The 23,642-nt window shown below is 39.7% G+C and carries 18 protein-coding genes; 11 read left to right on the top strand and 7 right to left on the bottom strand.

Features of this window, described 5'->3' with window-relative positions:
* The first annotated feature begins 107 nt into the window (after window positions 1-107).
* A complete protein-coding gene (gene dinB / locus L0657_RS03375; RefSeq protein ID WP_235148984.1) occupies window positions 108-1,340 on the top strand; it encodes a DNA polymerase IV in 1,233 nt (410 codons plus the stop codon).
* Window positions 1,341-1,489: 149 nt separating this feature from the next.
* On the opposite strand, the gene L0657_RS03370 is transcribed toward dinB, so the two are convergent.
* The 3 genes from L0657_RS03370 to L0657_RS03360 all read right to left on the bottom strand — a co-directional run bounded on the left by L0657_RS03370 (window position 1,490) and on the right by L0657_RS03360 (window position 2,585).
* A complete protein-coding gene (locus L0657_RS03370; protein WP_235148983.1) occupies window positions 1,490-1,717 on the bottom strand; it encodes a DUF2281 domain-containing protein in 228 nt (75 codons plus the stop codon).
* Window positions 1,718-1,993: 276 nt separating this feature from the next.
* Window positions 1,994-2,293, bottom strand: coding sequence for a HigA family addiction module antitoxin (locus L0657_RS03365; protein WP_235148982.1), 300 nt, complete (start codon window positions 2,291-2,293; stop codon window positions 1,994-1,996).
* A 7-nt stretch (window positions 2,294-2,300) separates the two neighbouring features.
* Entirely contained in the window at window positions 2,301-2,585 is a 285-nt protein-coding gene (locus tag L0657_RS03360; RefSeq protein WP_235148981.1) for a type II toxin-antitoxin system RelE/ParE family toxin, read from the bottom strand.
* Window positions 2,586-2,642: 57 nt separating this feature from the next.
* On the opposite strand from L0657_RS03360, the gene L0657_RS03355 reads away from it, so the two are divergent.
* From L0657_RS03355 to L0657_RS03330, 6 genes are all read left to right on the top strand, one after another.
* Window positions 2,643-5,606, top strand: coding sequence for a DNA polymerase III subunit alpha (locus L0657_RS03355; protein WP_235148980.1), 2,964 nt, complete (start codon window positions 2,643-2,645; stop codon window positions 5,604-5,606).
* A gap of 36 nt (window positions 5,607-5,642) precedes the next feature.
* Complete coding sequence (locus tag L0657_RS03350; protein ID WP_235148979.1) at window positions 5,643-6,182, top strand: RNA polymerase sigma factor; 540 nt, start codon at window positions 5,643-5,645, stop codon at window positions 6,180-6,182.
* Window positions 6,183-6,378: 196 nt separating this feature from the next.
* Window positions 6,379-7,209 (top strand): prolipoprotein diacylglyceryl transferase, encoded by an 831-nt coding sequence (lgt, locus tag L0657_RS03345; protein WP_235148978.1) that lies wholly within the window; start codon window positions 6,379-6,381, stop codon window positions 7,207-7,209.
* A 188-nt stretch (window positions 7,210-7,397) separates the two neighbouring features.
* Entirely contained in the window at window positions 7,398-8,111 is a 714-nt protein-coding gene (locus tag L0657_RS03340; RefSeq protein WP_235148977.1) for a lipocalin family protein, read from the top strand.
* 62 nt (window positions 8,112-8,173) lie between these two features.
* Complete coding sequence (locus L0657_RS03335; RefSeq protein WP_235148976.1) at window positions 8,174-9,034, top strand: sugar phosphate isomerase/epimerase; 861 nt, start codon at window positions 8,174-8,176, stop codon at window positions 9,032-9,034.
* A gap of 174 nt (window positions 9,035-9,208) precedes the next feature.
* Window positions 9,209-12,019, top strand: a complete 2,811-nt coding sequence (locus L0657_RS03330; protein WP_235148975.1) for a pitrilysin family protein — start codon at window positions 9,209-9,211, stop codon at window positions 12,017-12,019.
* 358 nt (window positions 12,020-12,377) lie between these two features.
* Here the strand turns inward: L0657_RS03330 and tnpA are convergent, their stop codons facing one another.
* From tnpA to L0657_RS03315, 3 genes are all read right to left on the bottom strand, one after another.
* Complete coding sequence (gene tnpA / locus L0657_RS03325; RefSeq protein WP_235148974.1) at window positions 12,378-12,815, bottom strand: IS200/IS605 family transposase; 438 nt, start codon at window positions 12,813-12,815, stop codon at window positions 12,378-12,380.
* Between the two features lie 313 nt (window positions 12,816-13,128).
* Window positions 13,129-13,374: a DUF3820 family protein gene (locus L0657_RS03320; RefSeq protein ID WP_235148973.1), complete on the bottom strand. Its 246-nt coding sequence runs from the start codon at window positions 13,372-13,374 to the stop codon at window positions 13,129-13,131.
* A gap of 17 nt (window positions 13,375-13,391) precedes the next feature.
* Window positions 13,392-14,855: a nicotinate phosphoribosyltransferase gene (locus L0657_RS03315; RefSeq protein ID WP_235148972.1), complete on the bottom strand. Its 1,464-nt coding sequence runs from the start codon at window positions 14,853-14,855 to the stop codon at window positions 13,392-13,394.
* A 237-nt stretch (window positions 14,856-15,092) separates the two neighbouring features.
* On the opposite strand from L0657_RS03315, the gene L0657_RS03310 reads away from it, so the two are divergent.
* From L0657_RS03310 to L0657_RS03300, 3 genes are all read left to right on the top strand, one after another.
* A complete protein-coding gene (locus L0657_RS03310; RefSeq protein ID WP_235148971.1) occupies window positions 15,093-16,952 on the top strand; it encodes a MutS-related protein in 1,860 nt (619 codons plus the stop codon).
* 141 nt (window positions 16,953-17,093) lie between these two features.
* Window positions 17,094-17,378 (top strand): helix-turn-helix domain-containing protein, encoded by a 285-nt coding sequence (locus L0657_RS03305; protein WP_235148970.1) that lies wholly within the window; start codon window positions 17,094-17,096, stop codon window positions 17,376-17,378.
* 355 nt (window positions 17,379-17,733) lie between these two features.
* Entirely contained in the window at window positions 17,734-20,181 is a 2,448-nt protein-coding gene (locus L0657_RS03300) for a TonB-dependent receptor domain-containing protein (protein WP_235148969.1), read from the top strand.
* Window positions 20,182-20,442: 261 nt separating this feature from the next.
* Here L0657_RS03300 and L0657_RS03295 read toward each other — a convergent pair whose 3' ends face one another.
* Entirely contained in the window at window positions 20,443-21,633 is a 1,191-nt protein-coding gene (locus L0657_RS03295; protein WP_235148968.1) for a phosphoglycerate kinase, read from the bottom strand.
* A 300-nt stretch (window positions 21,634-21,933) separates the two neighbouring features.
* On the opposite strand from L0657_RS03295, the gene L0657_RS03290 reads away from it, so the two are divergent.
* The gene (locus L0657_RS03290) at window positions 21,934-23,622 is read left to right on the top strand and encodes a VRR-NUC domain-containing protein (protein ID WP_235148967.1); all 1,689 of its coding nucleotides are present in this window, start codon (window positions 21,934-21,936) and stop codon (window positions 23,620-23,622) included.
* The last annotated feature ends 20 nt before the right edge of the window (window positions 23,623-23,642 follow it).

Raw genomic sequence — 23,642 nt, 5'->3', positions numbered from 1 at the left:
AAATCTTCCCAAATATATAAATTTTTTGGAATATTTCCATTGTTATTTCAGGATTAAATCCATAATTTTGGAAATAATCCATTAACAAGTAAAAATTCCAAATTGATATGGAGCGAACTATCCTACATATGGATCTTGACACATTTTTTGTTTCCGTTGAGCGGAAGATTGATAGTCGTCTGGAAGGAAAACCGATTCTGGTAGGTGGAATCGGAGACCGTGGTGTGGTTGCGGCTTGCAGTTATGAAACACGAGCCTTTGGCGTACATTCAGGAATGCCAATGAAAATGGCCAGAAATCTTTGTCCGGAAGCTACCGTGATTCGCGGCGAAGGAGGTGTTTACTCCAAGCATTCAAAGGAGGTTACTGAGATTATTCGGGAGGCTGTTCCCATTTTTGAGAAAGCAAGTATTGATGAATTTTACGCAGATTTATCCGGTATGGACAGATTTCAAGGATCATCCTACAAGATGGCGCAGGAACTGCGCATGCGAATTAAAAAAGAAGCTGGACTTCCAATTTCGTTTGGGCTCTCTGCTAACAAACTGGTTTCAAAAGTAGCCACCGGTACTGCCAAACCTGATAATGAGAGAAAAATTGAATTCGGGACAGAAAAAAGCTTTTTAGCACCCATGCTCGTCAAAAAAATTCCGATGGTAGGCGAAAAAACTAATCAGATACTTTATAACCTGGGTATCAAACATGTAAGAACAATTCAGGAAATGCCGATGGAAATGATGAGTAAAGTGCTTGGAAAAAATGGTGTAGTACTTTGGAACCGTGCCAACGGAAGAGATGAAACACCGATTATTCCTTTTCACGAACGTAAGTCAATTTCCAACGAACGAACCTTTGGAAAAGATACGGGGGACGTGAAAAGAATGAGGGAAATGATCAGGGCAATGGCTGAAAACCTGGCTTATCAGCTCAGGAATGGCGATAAGTTGACCTCCTGTGTATCTGTAAAAATACGTTACTCGGATTTTAATACATTTTCAAGACAACTGAAAATTCCATACACCTCTGCCGATCACCTGCTGATACCAAACGTTGAAAAACTGTTTGATCAGTTGTATAACCGCAGGATGATGGTCAGGCTTGTTGGTGTTACGTTCAGCGATCTGGCAGGAGGCAATTACCAGATCAATATATTTGACGATTCAGAAGAAAAATTAAATCTCTACCAGGCAATGGATTCTTTGAGAAACCGGTATGGAACTGATAAACGAGGAAATTCAATCATCAGTTGGGGAACAACCCTGGGCATTGCGAATATATCAAGTATGGGAAATCCATTCAATGGCGAGCCGCCAATTATTCCGGCGCACAGGAATGCCTGATTTGTTCACTGTCCTCCTGCCATTTGGTCTGGGTAGTGATGAAAGCAACCGTAACATCGAAATCCGTAGAAACTAAAATAAGTGCAGGCCTATTTTTTATATCTGAACGATTGGTAAATGGAAATGGCAAAAAACGATGTCGCCCTTTTTCATTTATAGATTTCTTTTAAATCATCAAGCGAATAAAGGTCTTCTTCATCTTTTAAAAACTCAAAAGACCTGGATTCGCCAGCCAATTGTTGAATGCTTTCCGTCAAAAGCTGATCATCAGATTTTTTCAACAGAAATTCTGCAAAATCCGGCACTTCTCGGATCTTTTGATCCGGCAGTTTTGACAAATTATCCAATGTATTTTTTATTAATGTTTCTCTTGACATAGCGATCGATTTTTAAAATGAAATAACCTTATTGCTCATTAGTATTAAAAGTAAGACTAAAGTATAATTTCCCAAAACACCATGTTACTCAACTGTCACTTCTATTTCAGCCTTTAAATACCACTATAAGAATTTTGGATCGATCGTTTACAATACTGAAAAATTAATGGACAAATATCATATTCATTTTATTCTCGGTGATGACAGACAGCATCACCATTCAATGGCGAGCCGCCAATTATTCCGGCGCACAGGAATGCTTAGTTTTCAACAGCACTAAACCTCACTGATTTGCAAAGTTTTTATACTATTTAGCTCACTAAAAATTAAATGTTGCTCCGCTTCTAAATCGAAATCATCTTGCAAACCAAGCCAAAACTTAGCCGTCGTACCAAAATATTTACTAAACCTTAACGCCGTATCAGCCGTAATTCTCCTGCGCCCCTTGATGATTTCACTAACCCGGGTCTGAGGAATAGCCGTGTCTTTGGCCAGTTTGTAGGCTGTGATTCCCATAGGATTTAGAAATTCTTCCATAAGAATTTCACCCGGGTGAATGTTATTTAATTTTTCCATAACAGTTTTATTTATGATAATCCAGAATACTTACGTCAGATGCATTGCCATCCAGCCATTTAAAAATAATTCGCCATTGATCATTTATCCTGATACTGTAAAAATCTTTCAAATTGTCGGATAGTTTTTCAAGGAGATTGGAAGGCGGGATACGGAGATCGTTTAAATTTTGTGAGTTGTTCAACATCCTAAGTTTTCTTCTCCCTATTGATTGGATTTCTGGAGACAGCTTACCAACCCTTTCCCCGAGCCATATTTTTTCAGTGTCTTTTGAAGAAAAACTAATAATCATATCGATCCGCGTTAGTAACGTTAAAAGTAAGTATAAAGTTTAATTTCCCAAAACACCATGTTGCTCAACTGTCACTCCTATTTCAGCCTTCGCTACGGAATGATTCCGGAAGAGGAATTGCTCAAACTGTGTGTGCTAAATAATTATAATTCGATTGCCCTGACGGATATTAATAACACATCCGGCTGTCTGAACTTTATCCGTACTGCTGCGAAGTATGATGTCAAACCAATCGTGGGAATTGATTTCAGGAATGGAATACAGCAGCAATTTATTGGTTTGGCAAAAAACAATATCGGGTTTCAAAACCTGAATTCATATTTGTCGAAACATTCGCACGAAAAGCTGGACTTCCCGGATCAGGCCCCACCACTTGAAAATGTTGCTTTTATTTATCCTTTTGAGCAACTGGTTAAAACAAATAAATCGGAATTTTCGGCAGACGAATATATTGGTATAACCATTAAAGATCTAAATCGCGTCAGGTTTTCGCATCTGGCAAATCTGGAAGATAAATTTGTCATCCTGCATCCGGTTAGTTTTCGTCACAAAAAAGATTTCAGTGCACACCGGTTGCTGAGATCGATTGATGAAAATACATTACTGAGTAAAATCTCAACCTTTGGAACGGCGGACGAGACGGAACAATTTATACCCGCAGCCACACTTAAATACCACTATAAGAACTTTGACTCGATCGTATACAACACTGAAAAATTAATGGACCAATGTCAAATCCATTTTACATTCGGTGATGACAGACAGCATCAGAATTTGAAAGTTTACGGCGAAAGCGAAGCGGATGATTACAATAGGCTGCGCTCACTGACATACAACGCACTCGGCTATCGCTACGGGACCGATGTTAATGATCCCATTTTTGACCGGATTTCTATGGAGCTGGACTTAATCCAGAAACAGAATTTCATCCCTTTCTTTCTTGTCAACCATGATATCGTGAGTTATGCAAGACAGAAAGGATATTATTACGTCGGCCGCGGAAGTGGGGCAAACAGCATTGTCGCTTATCTATTAAGCATCACCAACGTCGATCCGATCGAACTTGATCTTTATTTTGAACGCTTCATCAACATTCATAGAAAAAATCCTCCCGATTTTGACCTTGACTTTTCTTGGAAAGACCGGGAGGATATTACCGATTATATTTTTAAAAAGTTTGGATCCAAAGGGCAAGCTGCACTTTTGGGCACTTACAGCACCTTTCAGCATAGTGCCGCCGTGCGGGAACTAGGCAAAGTTTTCGGCTTGCCAACTTATGAAATTGACGCGCTTAGCGATGGGAAGTATGACCCGAAAAAGCTGGATCAGCTTTCTGCGCTTGTCATTAAGTACGCACGATATTTTCAGGAAAATAATCAGCCCAATCACCTTAGTATCCATGCAGGAGGAATTCTGATTTCCCAGCGACCTATAAATTATTTTTCAGCAACAGATCTGCCTCCAAAAGGTTTCCCGACGACACAGTTTGATATGGTCATCGCGGAAGATGTTGGCCTGAATAAATATGACATTCTCAGCCAACGCGGCCTGGCCAAGATCAAGGAAACGCTGGAAATTATTAAATATAACCGTCCTGATGCTCCGGAAATTGATATTGACGACGTTAAGAAATTTAAACAGGACCCTAAAATTAATGACCTGATCAAACAGGCCCAATGCATCGGCTGCTTTTATGTGGAGTCGCCTGCGATGCGAATGCTTTTGAAAAAGCTCGAAGTTGATAATTATCTGGGACTTGTAGCCGCAAGTTCGATTATCCGGCCAGGCGTTGCCAAAAGTGGTATGATGCGCGAATATATTTTACGGCATAAAGACAACGATCGGACCAAAGATGCCCATCCGGTTTTGCTTGACCTGATGCCGGAAACTTATGGAATCATGGTTTATCAGGAAGACGTGATCAAAGTTGCGCACTATTTTGCAGGATTAACGCTCGGAGAAGCCGATGTAATCCGCAGAGGTATGAGCGGAAAATTTCGTGGCCGGGATGAGTTTGAACAGGTGAAATCAAAATTTTTTAAAAATTGTAAAGACAGAAAATATAATCCGAAAATCACTGAAGAAATCTGGGCGCAGATCGCAAGTTTTGCCGGGTATGCTTTTGCAAAAGGGCATTCAGCTTCTTACGCAGTGGAAAGTTATCAGACATTATTTCTGAAAGCATACTATCCACTGGAATTTATGGTTGCGGTTTTGAATAACGGCGGAGGATTTTATGCACCTGAATTATATGTGCATGAAGCGAGAATGATGGGTGCAACGGTACTGGCGCCCTGCGTAAATCACAGTTATGCCCAGGCTGTGATTGAGGGAAAAGATATTTATCTCGGTATGCAGTCTTTAAATGAAATTGAAGAAAAAACAATTGTTAAAGTCCTGGAAGCACGTCAGGCCGAAGGACCGTTTACTTCGTTGAATAATTTTCTTGACCGCGTTGCCATTTCTATCGAGCAGCTGACGATCCTGATCCGTATCAATGCTTTTCGTTTTACAAAAATTGATAAGAAAACTCTTTTGTGGAAAGCTCATTTTCGTATGAATAAGGCGACCAATAAAGTCCCGCAAAAACAATTGTTTCAGATTGAAATAAAGGATTTTGATCTGCCCGTATTCGAAACTTCTCCTACCGACGATGCTTATGATCAGATTGAACTATTAGGTTTTCCACTATGCAGCCCGTTTGACCTGGTGAAGAATCCGATGTCGAGAAGTGTCATGTCCAGGGATTTGCATCAATATATCAATCAGGATATCATCCAATATGGATACCTCGTTTCAGTAAAAAATACGAGAACCTCAAAAGGTGAACGGATGCAATTTGGCACTTTTCTGGATCAGGAAGGGAATTTTATTGACACGGTTCATTTCCCGGAAGTTGCAGCGAAATACAATTTCTCAAACAAAGGTGTTTATAAAATATACGGGAAAGTGATTGACGAGTTTGGGTTTCTTAGTGTAGAAGTAACTCAAATTCTAAGAATGGATCTGGCTTTGCGATAACAGAAACAGTTTTTTTTCGTAGTGTTTGTGACATTCATGCTTAAAATTTCTACTAATGGTTTTGTAAATAAATCAGCAGCGATGAGCTCTACAAATAAATCCGACTTTGTACAAGTCATTCAGCGGCATCAGGGAATCATCAACAGCATTTGCAGATTCTACTATATTGATGACGAAGACGTAAAAGATGCCCGTCAGGATATCATTTTACAGCTCTGGAAATCATCCCCAACGTTCAGAGGTGAATCTAAGATAAGTACATGGATTTACAGAGTTGCCCTAAATACCATTATCTCAAAAGTTAAAAGTGAAAGAAAAAATAATGTCAATGAGTCACTCTCCGACATTCACTTGAACAATAATGCGGTGCTTCACTCCGAAGAGCGTGATGACATTCAACAATTATTATTTCTGGTCAATCAACTCGAAGCCACTGACAAAGGAATTATGATCCTTCATTTCGAAGGTTATAGTAACAAAGAGATCGCTGAAACATTAAAGCTTAGTCCGACCAATATCAGCACACGAATGAATCGGATAAAAACCAAACTTAAAGAAACCTTCAAAGTCTTTTAAAATGAAATCAGATAACTTCCAGTCTTCCTGGGAAAAATTTAAAGCGCAGAACGACGCAGACCAAATCTGCGAAAACGAGATACTTGATGTTATAGAAATCCATAAAAAGTCGATGTTTTCTGCGACTGACCGTATAATGCGTAATGCTGCAATCTTTTCCTTCATCATCGCGTTTTGCCAAAATTGCTCTATATAAATGTTATCGTTTATACTTTGGAATGTAAGATCCAACGTTTTCCCTGATCTGGAAATCCCGAAATGGTATGGAGTATGTTGGGCCGTGGGAGTATTTCTCGGATATCAGGTTATGTTTTACATATACAAGAAAGAGGGGAAAACTTTAATCCAGCTCGACAAGCTCGCTACCTACGTCATCATCGGAACACTGGCTGGTGCCAGGCTTGGACATATCATTTTTTACGACCCGATATATTATTTCCATCATCCGATCGAAATTCTTCCTATTCGTTTGTCGCCTCATTTTGAATTTACCGGATTGGCCGGTTTGGCAAGTCATGGAGGCGGAATCGGGATTTTTCTGTCGATCTATTTTTATGCTAAAAAATACAAGGAAAACTACCTGCACATTCTCGATCGAATGGCAATAACGGCTGCCCTGGCTGGGGCATTTATTCGATTTGGTAACCTAATGAACTCGGAAATGATCGGTATCCCGACCGAAGTTCCGTGGGCATTTATATTTTCTTCCGTCGACAATATTCCGAGACATCCGGCACAGCTTTACGAATCGATATTCTGTCTGTTACTTTTCGCCCTGCTGTTTTCAATATGGAAACGAAAGGCTTGCAATATTCCTGATGGACTGTTGCTGGGAATTTTCCTGGTATCACTTTTCTGTTTCCGTTTTTTTGATGAGTTCTTAAAGATTGATCAGGAAACATTTGAAAGCACACTTCCAATTAATATGGGACAAATTTTAAGTATTCCGTTTATCCTGTTCGGACTTATGCTAATTTCCAGATCAATTAGAAACGGCACGGACAAACGTATCGTCCCTCAAAATTGATTCGAAATTTCAACGATTCACACAAGGATTTTGTCTCATAACATGCCATATCTGGCTTTAACAATAAATGGAAATTTTTTAAAATAAAATTTAATATTAATATCACTTCTTCAAAATGGAATTATAACTTGGAACGTTAAAGGTTAACTCAAAACAGTTTTTCCGAAAAAAACGTATCAACAAATTTCATGAAAAAGATATTTTCAGGTTTACTTCTCCTAAACGTCCTGTTTATTTCATGCAACAAAGAATCCGGCTCAATCTCGGGAAGCTGGACGACACCGATTGAAGATCAGCCCCAACATCAAAACGGTTTTACACTAAAAGATGAAGGAACAGCAACGTCAATTAATCTAACCGACAAGGCTTATGAAAAGTGGGAGAAATTTGGTGACCGCCTGATTCTCTTCGGGAAAAACCGCGATGCAGATAAATTCACTGATACTTTAAAGATTGTGTCTGTAAATGACAGTTTGATGGTTTTGAAAGCCACAAATGGCAAGGAAACCACATACAAAAAGACTGTTACGCCGGATAAATTAGTCAGTGATTTTGAAAATTTCGATTGTTATTCTTATGCCGGAAAAAAAGATACAGCTTTCCTCCATATCAACACCGCAAACGGCATTGTAACCGGCAATCTTGAATATCAATTTTTCGAAAAAGATCGAAATAAAGGGACGGTAAAAGGTAAAATGATCGGTGACACGCTCCTTGCAGATTACACTTTTGCTTCCGAAGGTCAAAATTCAGTTCGTGAAATTGTCATGATAAAAAAAGGTAATGACCTGATTGAAGGATTTGGAGACGTGGAAGAGGTCGATGGGAAAATGAAATTCACCAATCGTTCAAAACTTAAATTTAAGAAAGGACTTACATTTAAAAAAGTAAATTGCCCGTGACGGATTGCCAGGTATGGTAATTTGTAAAAAGTAAAAAACAAAGTAAAAAAATTATAAATCAAATGTTAAATCCAAAATTCGGAGCTTCAATTTTATCCTGGATCCCACCTGTCTGGACACCGGATTCCGGGCTCTATGCTATAAAAAAAACCGCAGAAACCGGATTTGATATATTAGAAATTCTACTTCCGGTTACTATGGATTTCGACGCTTCAACTGTAAAAAAGCAGTTGAAGGACCATAACATTGAAGCGCTTTGCTCCATAAATTTACCTAAAAGCTGCCATATCCCTTTCCATCCACTTGAAGCAACGACGCTCATAAAGGCCGCACTGGATAAAACTGCTGAACTTGAAGTAAAATTTTTAGGTGGCGTTTTGCATTCCGGAATTGGTGTTTTTACCGGTTTGCCAAGAACAAAAGAAGAAGAAGTGATCATGTGTCAGGTTTGGACGGAAGTGGCTGCTTATGCAAAAGCGCTTGGGATAAAAATCGGAATCGAGCCAGTTAACCGATATGAAAGTTATATCTGCACAGCCGCCAGCGAAACACTTGCATTGATTAAAAAATCCAACTCCGAAAATATAGGCCTGCACCTTGATACCTTCCACATGAATATTGAGGAAGCAAATTTTTACGATCCTGTTGTTCAGGCAGGACAGAAACTTTTTCATGTGCATATGACAGAAAGTGATCGCGGAATGTTGGGCGAAGGCAATGTTCATTGGGATGAATTGTTTAAAGGTTTAGCCAAAATCAATTATTCAGGCGCGCTGGTTCTGGAAAATTTCTCCTCGGAAATTAAAGAACTGGTCGGACCGACTTCATTGTGGAGACCTTCAAAATACAACGCAGAAGATCTGGCGAAGGGAAGTTTAGCTTTTATGAAAAAAATGGTTGAGAAGTATAATCAGCAACAATAATTTACAATGTAGCGAGCGGTGACACTGCTCGCTACATTGTTATTCATTTCTCAGTCCCTGCTCTTTTCCTGAGCACTTTTGAGAATAAAATATTTTACCAGCGGCACTTTGCAATCGCAGGTAATAACTATATCTTTCGTTTCTCATACATTTTATCAACTTTATACAAGTAAAATGAAAAAATCCCTCGTGATTTTGTGTGCATTTGGTATGCTGTCCGCGACATCCATATCAGCTTCTGCACAAGGTCTAAGCACGCAGAAAGTTCCGTTAGATCCATCAGTGAAGACCGGAAAACTTAAAAATGGCATTACCTATTATATCAAGAAAAATGTTGAGCCGAAAAATCGTGCTGAACTTAGACTGATTGTAAAGGCCGGTTCTGTGTTGGAAACAGATGCTCAGCAAGGATTGGCCCATTTCATGGAACACATGAATTTTAACGGTACGACAAATTTCCCAAAAAATGAACTCGTCAATTTTCTTCAGAAAACCGGTGTACGCTTCGGTGCAGATTTAAACGCTTACACCGGTTTCGACGAGACCGTATACATGCTTCCGATCCCGACAGATTCAGCAGGCTTACTGGAAAAAGGGCTTCAGGTTCTGGATGATTGGGCACATGGAGCGCTTTTGGATCCGGCTGAAATCGAGAAGGAAAGAGGTGTTGTTTTGGAAGAATCAAGAATGGGGCGTGGCGCTCAGCAGCGTATGCGTGACAAATATCTGAAAATGATCCTGAACAATTCCCGTTATGCGGAACGTTTGCCGATTGGAAAAGATAGTGTTCTCAAATCCTTCAAGCCTGAGACAATCAAATCTTTTTACAAAGATTGGTACCGTCCTGACTTGATGGCAGTTGTTGCTGTTGGAGATTTTGACGTTGCAAAAGTGGAAGCGATGATATCTCAAAAATTTGGAGGAATTCCTGTTTCTCCAAATCCTAAAAAACGAGTGGAATACAACATTCCTCTGGATGGCAATACGAATGTCGCCATTGTAACCGATCCCGAATATCCGCAAAACGTAATTCAGCTGATTTACAAACAGCCAAATTCAAAAGAGAAATCGTTACAGGATGTTCGTAATAATATTGCCCAGGCCTTGTACAATGCGATGATGGGTCAGCGTATGCAAGAGCTTACCCAAAAGGCGAATCCTCCATTCCTGTTTGGGTCAAGTAATTATGGTGATTTTTTGGGAAATCTGGATTCATATACTTCGATTGCACTTGCAAAAGATCCGTCTTCAATTGAAACTGCTCTAACCGCTCTCCTTGAAGAAAATGCACGGGTTCAAAAATTCGGATTTACGGCTCCGGAACTTGATCGCGCGAAGAAAGATTTCATGAATTCGATCGAGCAGGCGTATAAAGAAAAAGACAAAACTAAGTCCGCAAATTATGTTGGCGAATATCTTGATCATTTTTTACACCAAAAACCTTACATGGGCATTGAGGCATATTATGCCTTTTTACAAAAACATATTGACGGTGTAAAACTGGAAGAAGTCAACGGACTGGCAAAAAAATACATTACTGATAAGAACCGGGCAGTGGTAATCATGGGTCCGGAAAAAGCGAAAGACGCTTTACCAACAGAAGCCAGAATCAGGGCAATGCTTGCAGAAACTGGTAAAAATGTAACTGCTTATGTTGATGACGTTCTTGACTCTCCTCTTCTCGTTACGGAACCGAAAGCAGGAAAAATCACCGCTGAAAAAACAAATGAAAAATTAGGCATCACGGAGTTAATATTATCCAATGGTGTAAAGGTTTTACTTAAACCAACGGATTTTAAGAACGATGAAATTTTGATTCAAGCAACAGGTAAAGGTGGATTTTCATTGTTTCCCGGAGAAAGAGAAACAGGCGTTTTCACTAGTTATATGATTCAGTCGGGTGGCGTTGGCCCATATAACCAGACGCAACTTCAAAAGTTTTTAGCCGGAAAGACGGTAAGCGGCGGCCCTTATGTCACTGAATTGAAAGAAGGTGTTGAGGGTAGTACCAGCCCCAAGGATCTGGAAACAACCTTGCAGCTTATGTATGCCTATTTTACCGAGCCTCGTAAGGATAAAGAGGTTGTAGGCGGAATGCTGAGCAATCAGAAATCATATCTGGAAAATATGCAAAAAACCTTGACTCCGGATAAAGTGTATTCTGATTCTTTGAATGCAGTTTTGACCAGCAATAATCCTGATCGTCGTCCATTGACACCGGAAAGTATTGATAAAGTTAGCCTTGATCGGGCGGTGGAGATTTATAAAAATCGATTTGCTGATGCTTCTGACTTTGTTTTCACCTTTGTGGGAGCATTTAAAGTTGATGCAATCAAACCGCTACTGGAAAAATATATTGGTGGGTTACCGTCTACTGACCGGGATGATACCTACAAGCACCCTAATATTTTTCCTCCAAAAGGAATAATTGAAAAAACAATTTACAAAGGTCTTGAACCTAAAAGCAAGGTCACTTTGGTAACGAGCGGCGAATATGATTACAGTCCTGAAAACAATATCCAGATCGAAGCTTTGCAGGAGGTGTTACAGATCAAATTGATTGAAGCGCTTCGGGAAGAAGAAAGTGGAGTTTATGGGGTGAGGGTTTCCGAAGACGTCGACAAATATCCAACCGGACATTACAGTTTCGTAATCAGTTTTGGCTGTGCACCGGAAAATGTCGACAAGTTGGTCACACGCAGCATTGCCGAAATGAAAAAAATTAAAGAAAACGGTGCGGATCAAAAAGATATTGAAAAGTTTGTTGCTGAAACCAGACGTAAAACGGAAGTGGCGCTGAAAACAAATAACTTCTGGGTTAACTACATTGACGAGAATACTTTTCAGGATGATAATCTGGAAGAAATTCTTCAGGAAGATAAACTCTTGAAATCCATAACAGTTGCCAGTACAAAGGCGGCCGCAAGTAAGTATTTTAATGATGAAAACTTCATCAAGGTGGTTTTGATGCCTGAGAAAAAATAAGGAATCGCCGGGCTAAAGCCCGGTTAGTGTTTTGAAGCTGACTCTTGCAAACAAGGCTGAAGCCTTGGGTTAGTGATGGATCATCCCGAACTCTTGGAATATAGAGACCGCCGTAGAAACTCATGGAGTAAGGAGGCCAGAAAGAAGGATTGATCCCTTCGTCTGGTCTCTTTTTCACTTTGAAGTATTGCTTGGCCGAAAAAGTTTTGTAAGAAAGTAAGCTGGTTTAACTCTGTTAAGTACAGAATTCGGCGTAAGATTCAGAGCCTATTGCGAAGAAGAATTCTTATCCTAATATCGGTAAGCGGTTTCCCCCCAAGGCTTCAGCCTTGGGGGGAGGCTCCATAAATCTCCGGCTTTAGCCAAAGTCCTCATCAAAAAATCCCTGGCTATTCAAGAAAATTCGATATTCATCCGCAAAAGTCTGTTTTTGATGATGCAATTGTTGATTGTCGATATATTTTCTGACGATACCAACTTTGTCATTACTTACCGAAGCTGCGAAATATTTGTCTGCCCAGTACAGCCTATCCTTGGTCAGCCGTATTTTGTTAGCCCAGTTGGAGCTTTCGCCTTTTAGAAACTGCATTTGTTTTGAGATGCCAAGATCAGAATTTAGCAACATTAAAACATGAATATGGTCGTCATGTCCATTGATCCTGTCTATGACAATCCCCTTTTCTTTTGCGTTTGCGATGATGTGAGTGCAAATGCTTTTTAAAATGGCAGGCTTTAAAATAGCCTCTCTATTTTTTGTTCCCCAAACAGCGTGAATCCAGATTTTGACATAAGACATATCTGAGCAGTTTTGATGATGATTTCACTATGGCTTAAACGGGATTTATCTTTCAAAGTTTCTCTTTCAAAACGAAATATTTAATAATGGAAATGGCTAAAGCCGGAGAATCTGTGGAGGCTCCCCCCAAGGCTAAAGCCTCGGGTTAAGTGAGCTTCCTAACATAAAAGAAATCTTTTGAAAAACGAGTTTTGGATCCCAAACCTGAAGCCCTGGGTATACCTGCCGATCTAGAAAATAAACTTTTACGAGCAAAATTCCGAATCCATGACTATGAGGCTTTAGAGTATACCTTTCCTCAGTCAATCCCTACCTACTCCCTCCGATACATCTTCTTCAAACCATCAATCAGAAACATAAGATCGTTCAGCCGGATTTCATACATTGTGCTGAGTAACATACCGAGTTTTCCTGCCGGAAACCCTTCCCGTTCAAACCATTCCAGATACGAAACTGGCAGATCAGTAATCAGCCAGTTTTTATATTTTCCGAAAGGCATCCGGTATACTATCAATTCTTTCAAAATTTCAGTATTGGGTTGTGGGATTTCATCACTCATTTTTCCTGGATTTATTATTACTTCGCTGATCGTAATTTCACTATCAATTCCGTTTTTAAATCGAACAATTCTTGTTCTAAACCAACGGGATAGGTATGTGGATTTACAAACCGTTTGATCCCACTGTGAAAATGTTCCAGTTGCTGTTCCACGCGCTGTTTCGTTTCGTGAATCGACGGTAAATCATAGATCAAAATGCCTTTTGCAAAAATTGGTACCAGCAGATCTTCGAATTGGATTGTATCGGAAAAAGATCTTGTTTTGGTGAAATCATAAGGATCAACCATTGTAGATTTTCCGATCAGCGGCGTTTCAATATTAAAGATCATATCCGAGATAAACCCTTTTGCGTCTCTGAAACGCCGAACCTGTTGAATTCCGGGAGTTGAAACTTTAATTGCCTGTTCGGAAAGTTTCAATTTATAATCCCACTCCCCCGAATCATTTTTGATCGCTGCCAATTTAAAAACTCCTCCAAGTGCGGGCTGATCAAATGCGGTTACCAGTTTTGTACCGATTCCCCAAACATTAATCTTAGCACCCTGAATTTTTAAACTATCCATAATATATTCATCCAGATCATTACTGGCGACGATATTGGTTTTTTCAAAGCCGGCATCGTCAAGAAGTTTTCTTGCTTCAATACTCAAATACGCCAAATCACCAGAATCCAGTCGTATTCCTCCAAGCTCATATCCCCTTTCCCGAAGCTGTTTTCCAACTTTAATTGCATTTTCAACGCCCTGGATCGAATTGTAAGTATCGACTAGTAAGGTGACGTTATTTGGCATGTGTAAGGCATAAGTCTCAAAAGATTCCAGCTCACTTTCAAAAGACATCACCCAACTATGAGCGTGCGTACCCTTCACCGGAATTCCGTAAAGTTTACCTGCGAGGACATTAGATGTCGCATCAAACCCACCGATATAGGCTGCGCGACTTGCTGTCATTCCCCCATCCGGACCTTGCGCGCGCCTTAATCCAAATTCCAGAAGAGCGTCATCATTTGCTACCAACCGCATTCTGGCAGCCTTTGTGGCAATCAGTGATTGGAAATTGATTAGGTTTAAAAGAGGTGTTTCCAATAATTGACATTGCAAAACGGGACCCTGAATGCGTAACAGCGGCTCATTTGGAAAAACAACTGTCCCTTCAGGAATCGCATCAACACTGCATTTGAATTCCATGTCACGCAAATAATCCAGAAACCCTTCTTCAAAAAGAGGTTTCCCATCACTTCCCAACAGAGATCCGATATAATCAAGATCTTCTTCGTCAATCCGGTATTCATTCAAATAATCAATCACACTGCTCAACCCGCAGGCAATGGTAAAACCTCCGTGAAAAGGATGTTTTCTAAAATATAAATTAAAAACTGCTTCCTGTTCTGCTTTCCCGGATTTCCAATAACCATAGGCCATGGTCAGCTGATATAGGTCCGTCAGTAAACTTAACGAAGTGTCATATAAACGATTGATCATTTCTTGCCTTTTTATTATTCTAAGAAAAGACTATTTACTGAAAAATTATGGAAATACTTAATTCTATGCTCACATGATTATGGCCGCAAGCACTATTGACACACACATTCTCTGCAAACTTTATCATCCTCGCGAAAATTCAACCGACAATAATTCACATATTCCGCACAGTTACATTTGATTATATTGCAGCCAGACTTAGATATGTAAACCTCCAATTAAAAAAATACAACTCGAATGAATACATACAAAACAAACATTCGCGAACTGGACTCGACGCTTACCAGCCTGAGTCAATCGATAAATCGACTTTCCACATTCAGGTTGGCCGCTTTCGTTTGTTCTGTTATTGCTATAATTTTTCTCGCAAATGAGCGATTCCTGGTACCTCTCTTTTTTGTAATTCCTTTGTGCTTTATCGGTTTTGGATTGCTCATTACTCATTACAATAAGTTGCATAAACAGAGACAGAGAGCAGGTTTCCTCAAAAAAATAAATGAAACCGAGGTTGCAAGATTAACGAACAAATTCGAAAATCTTCCAATGGGAGAATCCTTCGTTTCCCTCGATCATGCGTATGCATCAGATTTCGATGTTTTTGGGACTCATTCGCTCTTTCAACTTATCAATAGAACAACAACCGAATCAGGACGTCAGCTTCTGGCAGATTGGCTATCCCGGCCTGCGACGAAATCTGTTATATTAAAAAGGCAGGGCGCGATCAAAGAACTTGCTCATAAATTAAACTGGCGACAGGATTTTCAAGTTGCCGGTATGCGCTATGAAAATTCAAAAAGCGACTATAATAAGCTTTTGGAATGGGTAGAGAAACCAGGTGATTTGCTGGACAAAGAATCGAAATACCGTTGGACAAGTATCGTGATGTCAATTTTGTCAACCATTTCGGCAGGCTACTTCATCTACGGACTTATGTATTTTCTTGAAGATTTCTTGACCAGATTTGTAATTCCACTCGTGGTAAGCTTATTTGTTAACGCTCGGTTTTTAAAAAAGGTTAATAAAATCGCGGAAGAGATTATTGATAGTACACACCAGAATCTCCAAATCCTGAGCGGATACCATTCACTGATTACACAGGTTGAGACAGAAAAGTTTGAGTCTGAATATTTAAGAGAAGTTCAATCCACCTTTGCTCAGAATAATTATTCGGCTGCCGATGAAATTGAAAAACTAAAAAAGATCCTTGAAGTTTTCCAGAACCGAGGAACGAAACGATCTATTGGCAGGAATGAATTTTACACGATTTTCAACAATTTGTGGTTGCTGGATATCCGCTGGATTCTCCTGACTGAAAAATGGAAACTAAAAAATAGCGGCTACCTGAAATATTGGGCAACTGCTGTCAGCGAGTTTGAGGTACTTTGCAGTATAGCTGGTTTTGCTTATTCAAATCCATCTTTTTGCTTTCCTGAGATAGAAGATGAACCGTATACAATCAGCTTTACTGAAATGGGACATCCGTTGATTGCAACTGAAAAAAGAATTTGCAACAATTTCAATTTGGCTGGACGTGGAGAACTCGCGATGATCACCGGTTCCAATATGGCTGGAAAAAGTACTTTTCTTCGAACTGTCGGATTAAACCTTGTTCTGGCTCTGATGGGTGCTCCCTGTTGCGCCAGGTCGGCACGTGTTTCAAACATGAAGATTTTTACAAGCATGCGAACCCAGGATAATTTGGAGGAAGGAATTTCGTCATTCTACGCTGAGTTGAAAAGAATCGAGCAATTACTGAAACTAATAGAAAGCCAGGAGCCCATATTTTTTCTGTTGGACGAGATGTTTAAAGGGACAAATTCAAAGGATCGATACAAAGGTGGTGCTTCTCTGATAAAACAGCTAAGTGAAATGAACGCATTTGGCATCATATCAACACATGACTTGGAACTGGCCCATCTGACAGAAAACAATCCAGCGGTTGAGAATTTCAGTTTCAACAGCGAAATAACCGACGACGAAATCCACTTTAATTACCGGCTCACCAAAGGAATTTGTACAGACTTTAATGCCAGCGAATTAATGAAAAAATGTGGTATCAAAATTATTTCAGATATCAATTCAACTTATCCAGACTGAATATTTCCACAGCCCCATTTTTCCCTGACACAAATCACATAATAATTTCTAAATATTATTCAAAGAAATAAATCCGAACACCATCTAAAAACCGTATATGAAAAGAATACGTGATGATGTTTAATTAACCTTTGATACTTTATGGATGTTGCGGTGGAAACGAAAATAAAAACGGTGGCAGCAAATATTAGGAAAGTAAGAGAATACAGAGATTACACCCAGGATTACATGGCGATGAAACTTGGGATTTCTCAAAATGCATATAGCAAAATCGAACTTGCCTACACTAGAATCACCCTGGAAAGACTAATCCAGATTGCTGGAATTTTAGAAATTGATGTAATAACACTTATAAATAGCACCAGCGAAGATCTTTTAAAACTAAATACCTCTGCCAGTTCGAACAGAGAATTGATTAGGAATTGATTATTTGAGATAAGTGGTTGGTATTGCAAAAAGCAGGAAAGTTTTCTTAAAAGAAAGTTTCCTGCTTTTTTTTTTCGATTTACACGCCTTTCCTCCCGTTTCATCCTGCCTTTCTTACCATTTAAACTTTTTTTCTTTCCTCGTGCAACATTCTTGCTTCTATTTGTATCTATGAAAAGTAAGCCGGTCACTTGGTTTCCGTTCATATACCAAAACAACCATTTATGTAATCTAAGGTTCTATGTTATACCAAGTACTTATCTTTGCATTGTAGTCGATATTCAAGCGTGAGCAACAGGATATAAACCTCCTGAAAACCAGATTGATATCGTTGAAAAAATAACATCTATTAGCCATGAAATTCTTCATTAATCTAACAGTAGCGTTGCTACTGAGCGGTAGCTTTGTGCTCGCTCAAACCCCTGCATCAAAAGGAAAAGTGTCTGGTATTATTCTGGACGAAAAATCCCAGCCCTTTCCTTTTGTAAATGTTTTGCTTCTCAAAGCAAAAGACTCCACGCTCTCCAAGGGACTTGCTGCTGACGAAACCGGAAAATTTCTTTTTGATGAGGTTGATGCAGGAGAGTATCTGACCTTGATTTCAATGGTCGGTTATCAAAAATCTTACAGTAAAAAGTTTTCCGTTTCTGACAAATTGATAAACCTTCCAACATTCACGCTACAACCCGAGTCGCAAGCACTCAATGAAGTGACTGTTACGGCTAAAAAGCCCTTTATTGAACAGGAAATAGACAGGACGATTATCAACGTTGAAAACAGCATTGTCTCAGCTGGTGCCACTGCGCTCGAAGTTTTGGAACGATCACCAGGTGTAACCGTGGATCAACAAAATGATAAGCTGCAACTTCGCGGAAAAGATGGTGTCATTGTGCAGATCGATGGCAAGCAAACATATCTGTCTCAGGCTGAATTAGTGAATTTATTACGAAACACCCCGAGTGATAACATTGAAAAAATCGAGCTGATCACTAATCCATCTGCAAAGTATGACGCAGCAGGAAATTCAGGTATTATTAATATCAAGTTCAAGAAAAATAAAAACTTCGGAACAAACGGTAATTTTTCAATCGGCGGCGGTATCGCTTCACCTGGTTACGGACGTGGCAATGGGTCGCTTGCACTAAATAACAGAAAGGGAAAAGTAAGTCTTTTTGGAACAGCAAGCGCTTTTGAAGGAGAAGGTTTTAACAGACAGGTAATTTATCGCGCCATTCCCTATGAAGGAAAAACGACGACATTCAATATGGACTCAAAAAGTGATTGGCGCGCAAGAAATTATAACTATCGTGTAGGAATGGATTATTTCGCAACGGATAAAACAACGATCGGAGTATTGTTTTCAGGATTTTATAATGCCTGGAAAAACCCGATCCGTGCCACTGACGCTGAAATATTAAATGATGACCTGAGTTTACAGCAAACGTATCATACCGATATGAACGCAAATAATCACATGAATAATATCAGTGCCAATGTTAACCTTAAACATCAGTTTAACGACAAAGGCAAAGAGCTGACATTTGATGTGGATTATGTGCAATACGATAGCAAAGGATACAATTTTCTGGATACCAGATATTTCAATCCGAATGGCACGCCGACAGGAGAAACAGATATCGTCCGCAACAACATGCCCGCTTTGATAAATATCGGCGTGGCCAAACTTGACTATATGCAGCCAATTGGCAAAGGGAAATTTGAGGCAGGTTTGAAATCAAGTTATGTAAAATCTGACAACAATATGATTTTTGAAACTTTTGGAGATGTATGGCAACTGGATCCTTCGCGTACCAACCAGTTTAAATATACTGAAAATATTAACGCAGGATATGCCAACTATAACGGACAGTTTAATTCAAAAACGAAATTCCAGCTTGGTCTTCGCGCAGAACACACGCATGCTATCGGGAATTCGGTTACGCTGAACAGTATCAGAGACCGCAATTATCTGAACATATTCCCAAGTGTTTTTGTATCAAGAAATCTGGACAGCAGTAACGTCTTAAACCTGTCATACAGCTACCGGATCGACCGTCCGAATTACCAATCGCTTAACCCGTTTGAATATTATCTTGATCCGTACACTTTCCAGAAAGGGAATCCAAACCTTCGCCCGCAGTATACGCATTCGTTTCAGTTGGTTCATGTTTACAAAAGTTTCTTGAATACAACCCTGGCATACAGTCGTGTAAAAGACATGATCGCTGACGAAGTTCCCATGCTGGTTCCTGAAAAAAACCAGACTTACGTGACAACAGAAAATCTTGATAATCAGAACTATATAAGTCTGACAATTTCCGCGCCGATCCCGGTCAAAAAATGGTGGAATATTCAGACTAACGTAACGGCTGCTTATAATCACTATCAGACATTTTACCGGAATGCGCCATTTGATATGAAAATTTTCACGTACAACGCATTCGTTAATAACACTTTTACGCTACCTAAAAACTGGACAGCAGAACTTTCAGGCTGGTATAACAGCCCTGCGATTTACGGACTTCTTTCATCGAAATCTCAGGGAGCAATTAGTCTTGGGTTACAAAAATCCTTAATGGATAAAAAAGCAACGATTCGTTTGAGCGTTCAGGATCCATTTTGGACCAACAAATTCAGAGGTACAACTAAGTTTGAAGATATTGATTTGAGAGTAAACAGCACATGGCCGAGTCGTCAGGCACGCATTACATTCACTTATCGCTTTGGGAACCAAAACGTGAAAACAAGACAACGCAACACCGGTTCTGACGATATCCAGTCGCGCGTGAAAAGCGGAAGTTAAGAAGAAAATACAGGTCAGGTCGTGACTTTATTTATAAATTAGTTAGGTTAATAATTCAGACAATCCATTCTTCATTTGAGGGATGGATTTCTTTTTTTTGCTTTCGGCAGTCGGCTATCAGCTTTCAGACTGCGGATGACTCCATGCATACGTAAAACGCATACACCCTACACAAAAAAAAGAGAACCAGGCGACAAGCACCTAATTCTCATTTTTTTCATCATTAACAATTAATCCTTAACAATTAACCATTATTATATTTTATTTTTCCAAAGCAGCAACGCCAGGTAAAACTTTTCCTTCCATATATTCAAGCAAAGCACCACCACCAGTCGAAACGTAACTAACGCGATCTCCGTAACCTGCATTGTTCACAGCAGAAGCTGAATCACCACCACCGATTAACGAAAAAGCATCATTTTCTTCTGTTGCAGCAACTACCGCCTCAGCGATTGCATTGGTACCGATTGCAAAATTCGGGAATTCAAAAACACCCATTGGGCCGTTCCAAAGAACTGTTTTTGAGGAAGCGATAATGCCCTTAAACAATTCGATCGATTCAGGACCGATATCCAAACCTTCCCATTCTGCCGGAATCTCAGCAGCTGGTACTGTTTGACGCTCTGCGTCGTTACTGAATTTATCAGCGATAACCGTATCAATAGGCAACAATATATTAACACCTTTTTGTTTTGCTTTTTCAAGTAATTCAAGTGTTAAATCCATCTTATCTGCTTCGAGTAGTGATTTTCCTATATTTCCACCTAATGCTTTTGTAAATGTATATGACATTCCACCGCCGATAATCAGATTATCAACCTTATCCAACAAACGCTCGATGATCAAAATTTTATCAGAAATTTTAGCTCCACCCATGATCGCCGTGAAAGGGCGCTCCGAATGTTCAAGCAATCGCTCAGCATTATCCAATTCAGCTTGCATTACATATCCACAAACTTTATCAGCGAAAAACTTACCGATAACCGCCGTAGAAGCGTGCGCACGGTGAGCCGTTCCGAACGCATCCATTACCCAAACATCTCCTAGTTTAGACAATTTCTCAGCAAATTCTTCATTTCCTTTTTCTTCTTCTTTGTAAAAACGAAGGTTTTCCAAAAGCAAAACTTCGCCTGGCTGTAAATCCTTCGCCAGCTCGGTTGCGCTTGCTCCGATACAATCATCAGCAAACTTTACTGTTTTTCCTAAAATTAACGACAGAGGGTTAACCAAATGTTTTAAAGAATATTTTTCCGTTGGCCCATCTTTCGGACGCCCAAGGTGGGACATCAAAATTACAGATCCTCCTTCACTAAGAATCTTGTTGATGGTAGGTATGGTCGCACGGATACGGGTATCATCCGTGATCTCAAACTTGTCATTAAGCGGTACGTTAAAATCAACACGAACCAAGGCTTTTTTGCCGGAAAAATTGTACGAATCTAATGTTGTCATGGGCTCTAAAAGTTATTTTCCATTGGAAACAAATGTAATTCAATTCTATATAAAATACTACGTTAATCGAAATTGGGCAATGTTTGTATTGTCAAAATCCTATTTATACTATTTATGTTTCCATAAATTGACATTTAAAACATAAAAACTATGCCTTCTTATAGTGTATTTTATTAAATATGAGCATTAATCCGAAACCGTTTGAGAAAAGATTGGACCAGACAAATATTTGATTCGTTGTCTCGTTATATTTGGATAAAGTTTACTGGCGATCAGCCTTAACATACTTCATTGACAACTGTGCAGATTAACGAATTCCCAAAGGATCTTCCACCAAAATATTACCATGATTACTTCGGTTATGTACTGGAATTTGTGCGGAAAATGTACGAATCCATTTTAAATGAAAACGAGCTCGCATTTTTAAATAACTACAATTCTCTTTCGGAAGACGCCCAATGTTTGTTCATTCGGTTCAGCAACAGAAGTAAGTCTTTTTTCAGGGTTAATAATCTCAAATACTCCGAAATTACCGATATATCGGCGGCGCTAAACGAGCTGCATGAAAGGGAATTTATTCAGGCGCTCTGCGAACTTCATGAAGACCGGTTTGAAGAGGTAATGAATCTTTTCACAAAACCTGAACATCTGGCATTTACAAAAATTCTGGAACCGGAAATAATGCCGTCGAAATCAATTCGTAAGGCAGATCTCATCCGGTGGCTTTTGCATGAATATGAGTTTGACGCAATTTGTGAGATCATCCAGGAAACAGAGCCGATTGTTAAGGTCAGTTTTGAGGCGGAAGTGATGATGATGAAATTTCTGTTTTTTGGAAACAGGTATGCCGACATGACTGAATTTGTTGTGCGGGACCTGGGACATGTCCGCTTCCAGTCTTTTGATGAAGAGCATTTAGCAATTCAATTTGATACCCGGAAAGACGTCGACGATACGCTGATGATTTCTTTGATGAAAGAGACCTTCGATGTATTGAAAAATGCAGTGCCTCCCGAAGAAATTTTTGACTGGTTCATGAATTGGCAAACCGGAGTATCCGGAAACCTGAGCAAAAAAGCACTCCCCTCCTACCATCTTTTTATACTTCGTGTCAGCGCCTGGCTTGAACGAAAAAAAATGTTTTCACAGGCTTTGACGATCTATCAGCTGACAAACGATGCACCAGCGCGCGAAAGGCGTGTACGGCTTTTGTACAACCTTGGAGAAATTGAAGAGGCTCTGGCACTTTGTGAGGAAATTGCCGAGAGTCCGCAGAATGCCGATGAACGTTATTTTTCACAGGATTTTCACGAAAAAATAGTTAATAAAAAGAAACGTGCTGTCAAACGGACAACCCAAGCTTTGAAAGACGCAAGCAGCATCGACATTCCAATTTCTTACCGTTTCAGAGTTGAAAGAGGTGCAATTGAATATTACCAAGAACTTGGTTCCGAAGCAGTTTTCAGTGAAAATGAGCCGTGGCGATCGCTTTTTGGACTTCTATTCTGGGATATTATTTACGACACAAACGTGAAGGCGATACACAATCCCTTGCAACGGGTACCGTCAGATTTTTTCCTTCCGGATTTCTATTTCAAAAGATCAAAGCAGCTTTTGGCGAGAATGCAAGATGCTGATTCGAGGGAAGCCATTTCAAATATTGTGGAAAGAACATTTCAGGAAAAATTTGGGATGACGAATGTGCTGGTCAGCTGGTATCCGGATATGCTTGAAACTGTGCTTCGGTTAATTTCGCTTTTGACACCCGAGCAAATTCATGCTGTCATGCTGGAAATTGCATACAATCTTCGTGAAAACACACGCGGTTTTCCGGATTTGCTAGTCTGGGACGAAAATGAATATTCATTTATTGAAATAAAATCCCCGACCGATCATTTGTCTTCCAGACAACTTCACTGGCTGCATTTTTTTGCCAACCACGATATAAAAAGCAGGGTAGTTCGTGTGAAATGGATCAAAGAAGAGTAAATAATAAAGGGCTTCGCAAG

It is taken from the genome of Dyadobacter sp. CY345, assembly GCF_021502725.1.
Lineage (GTDB): Bacteria > Bacteroidota > Bacteroidia > Cytophagales > Spirosomataceae > Dyadobacter.
This window is presented reverse-complemented; position numbering and strand designations above follow the sequence as displayed.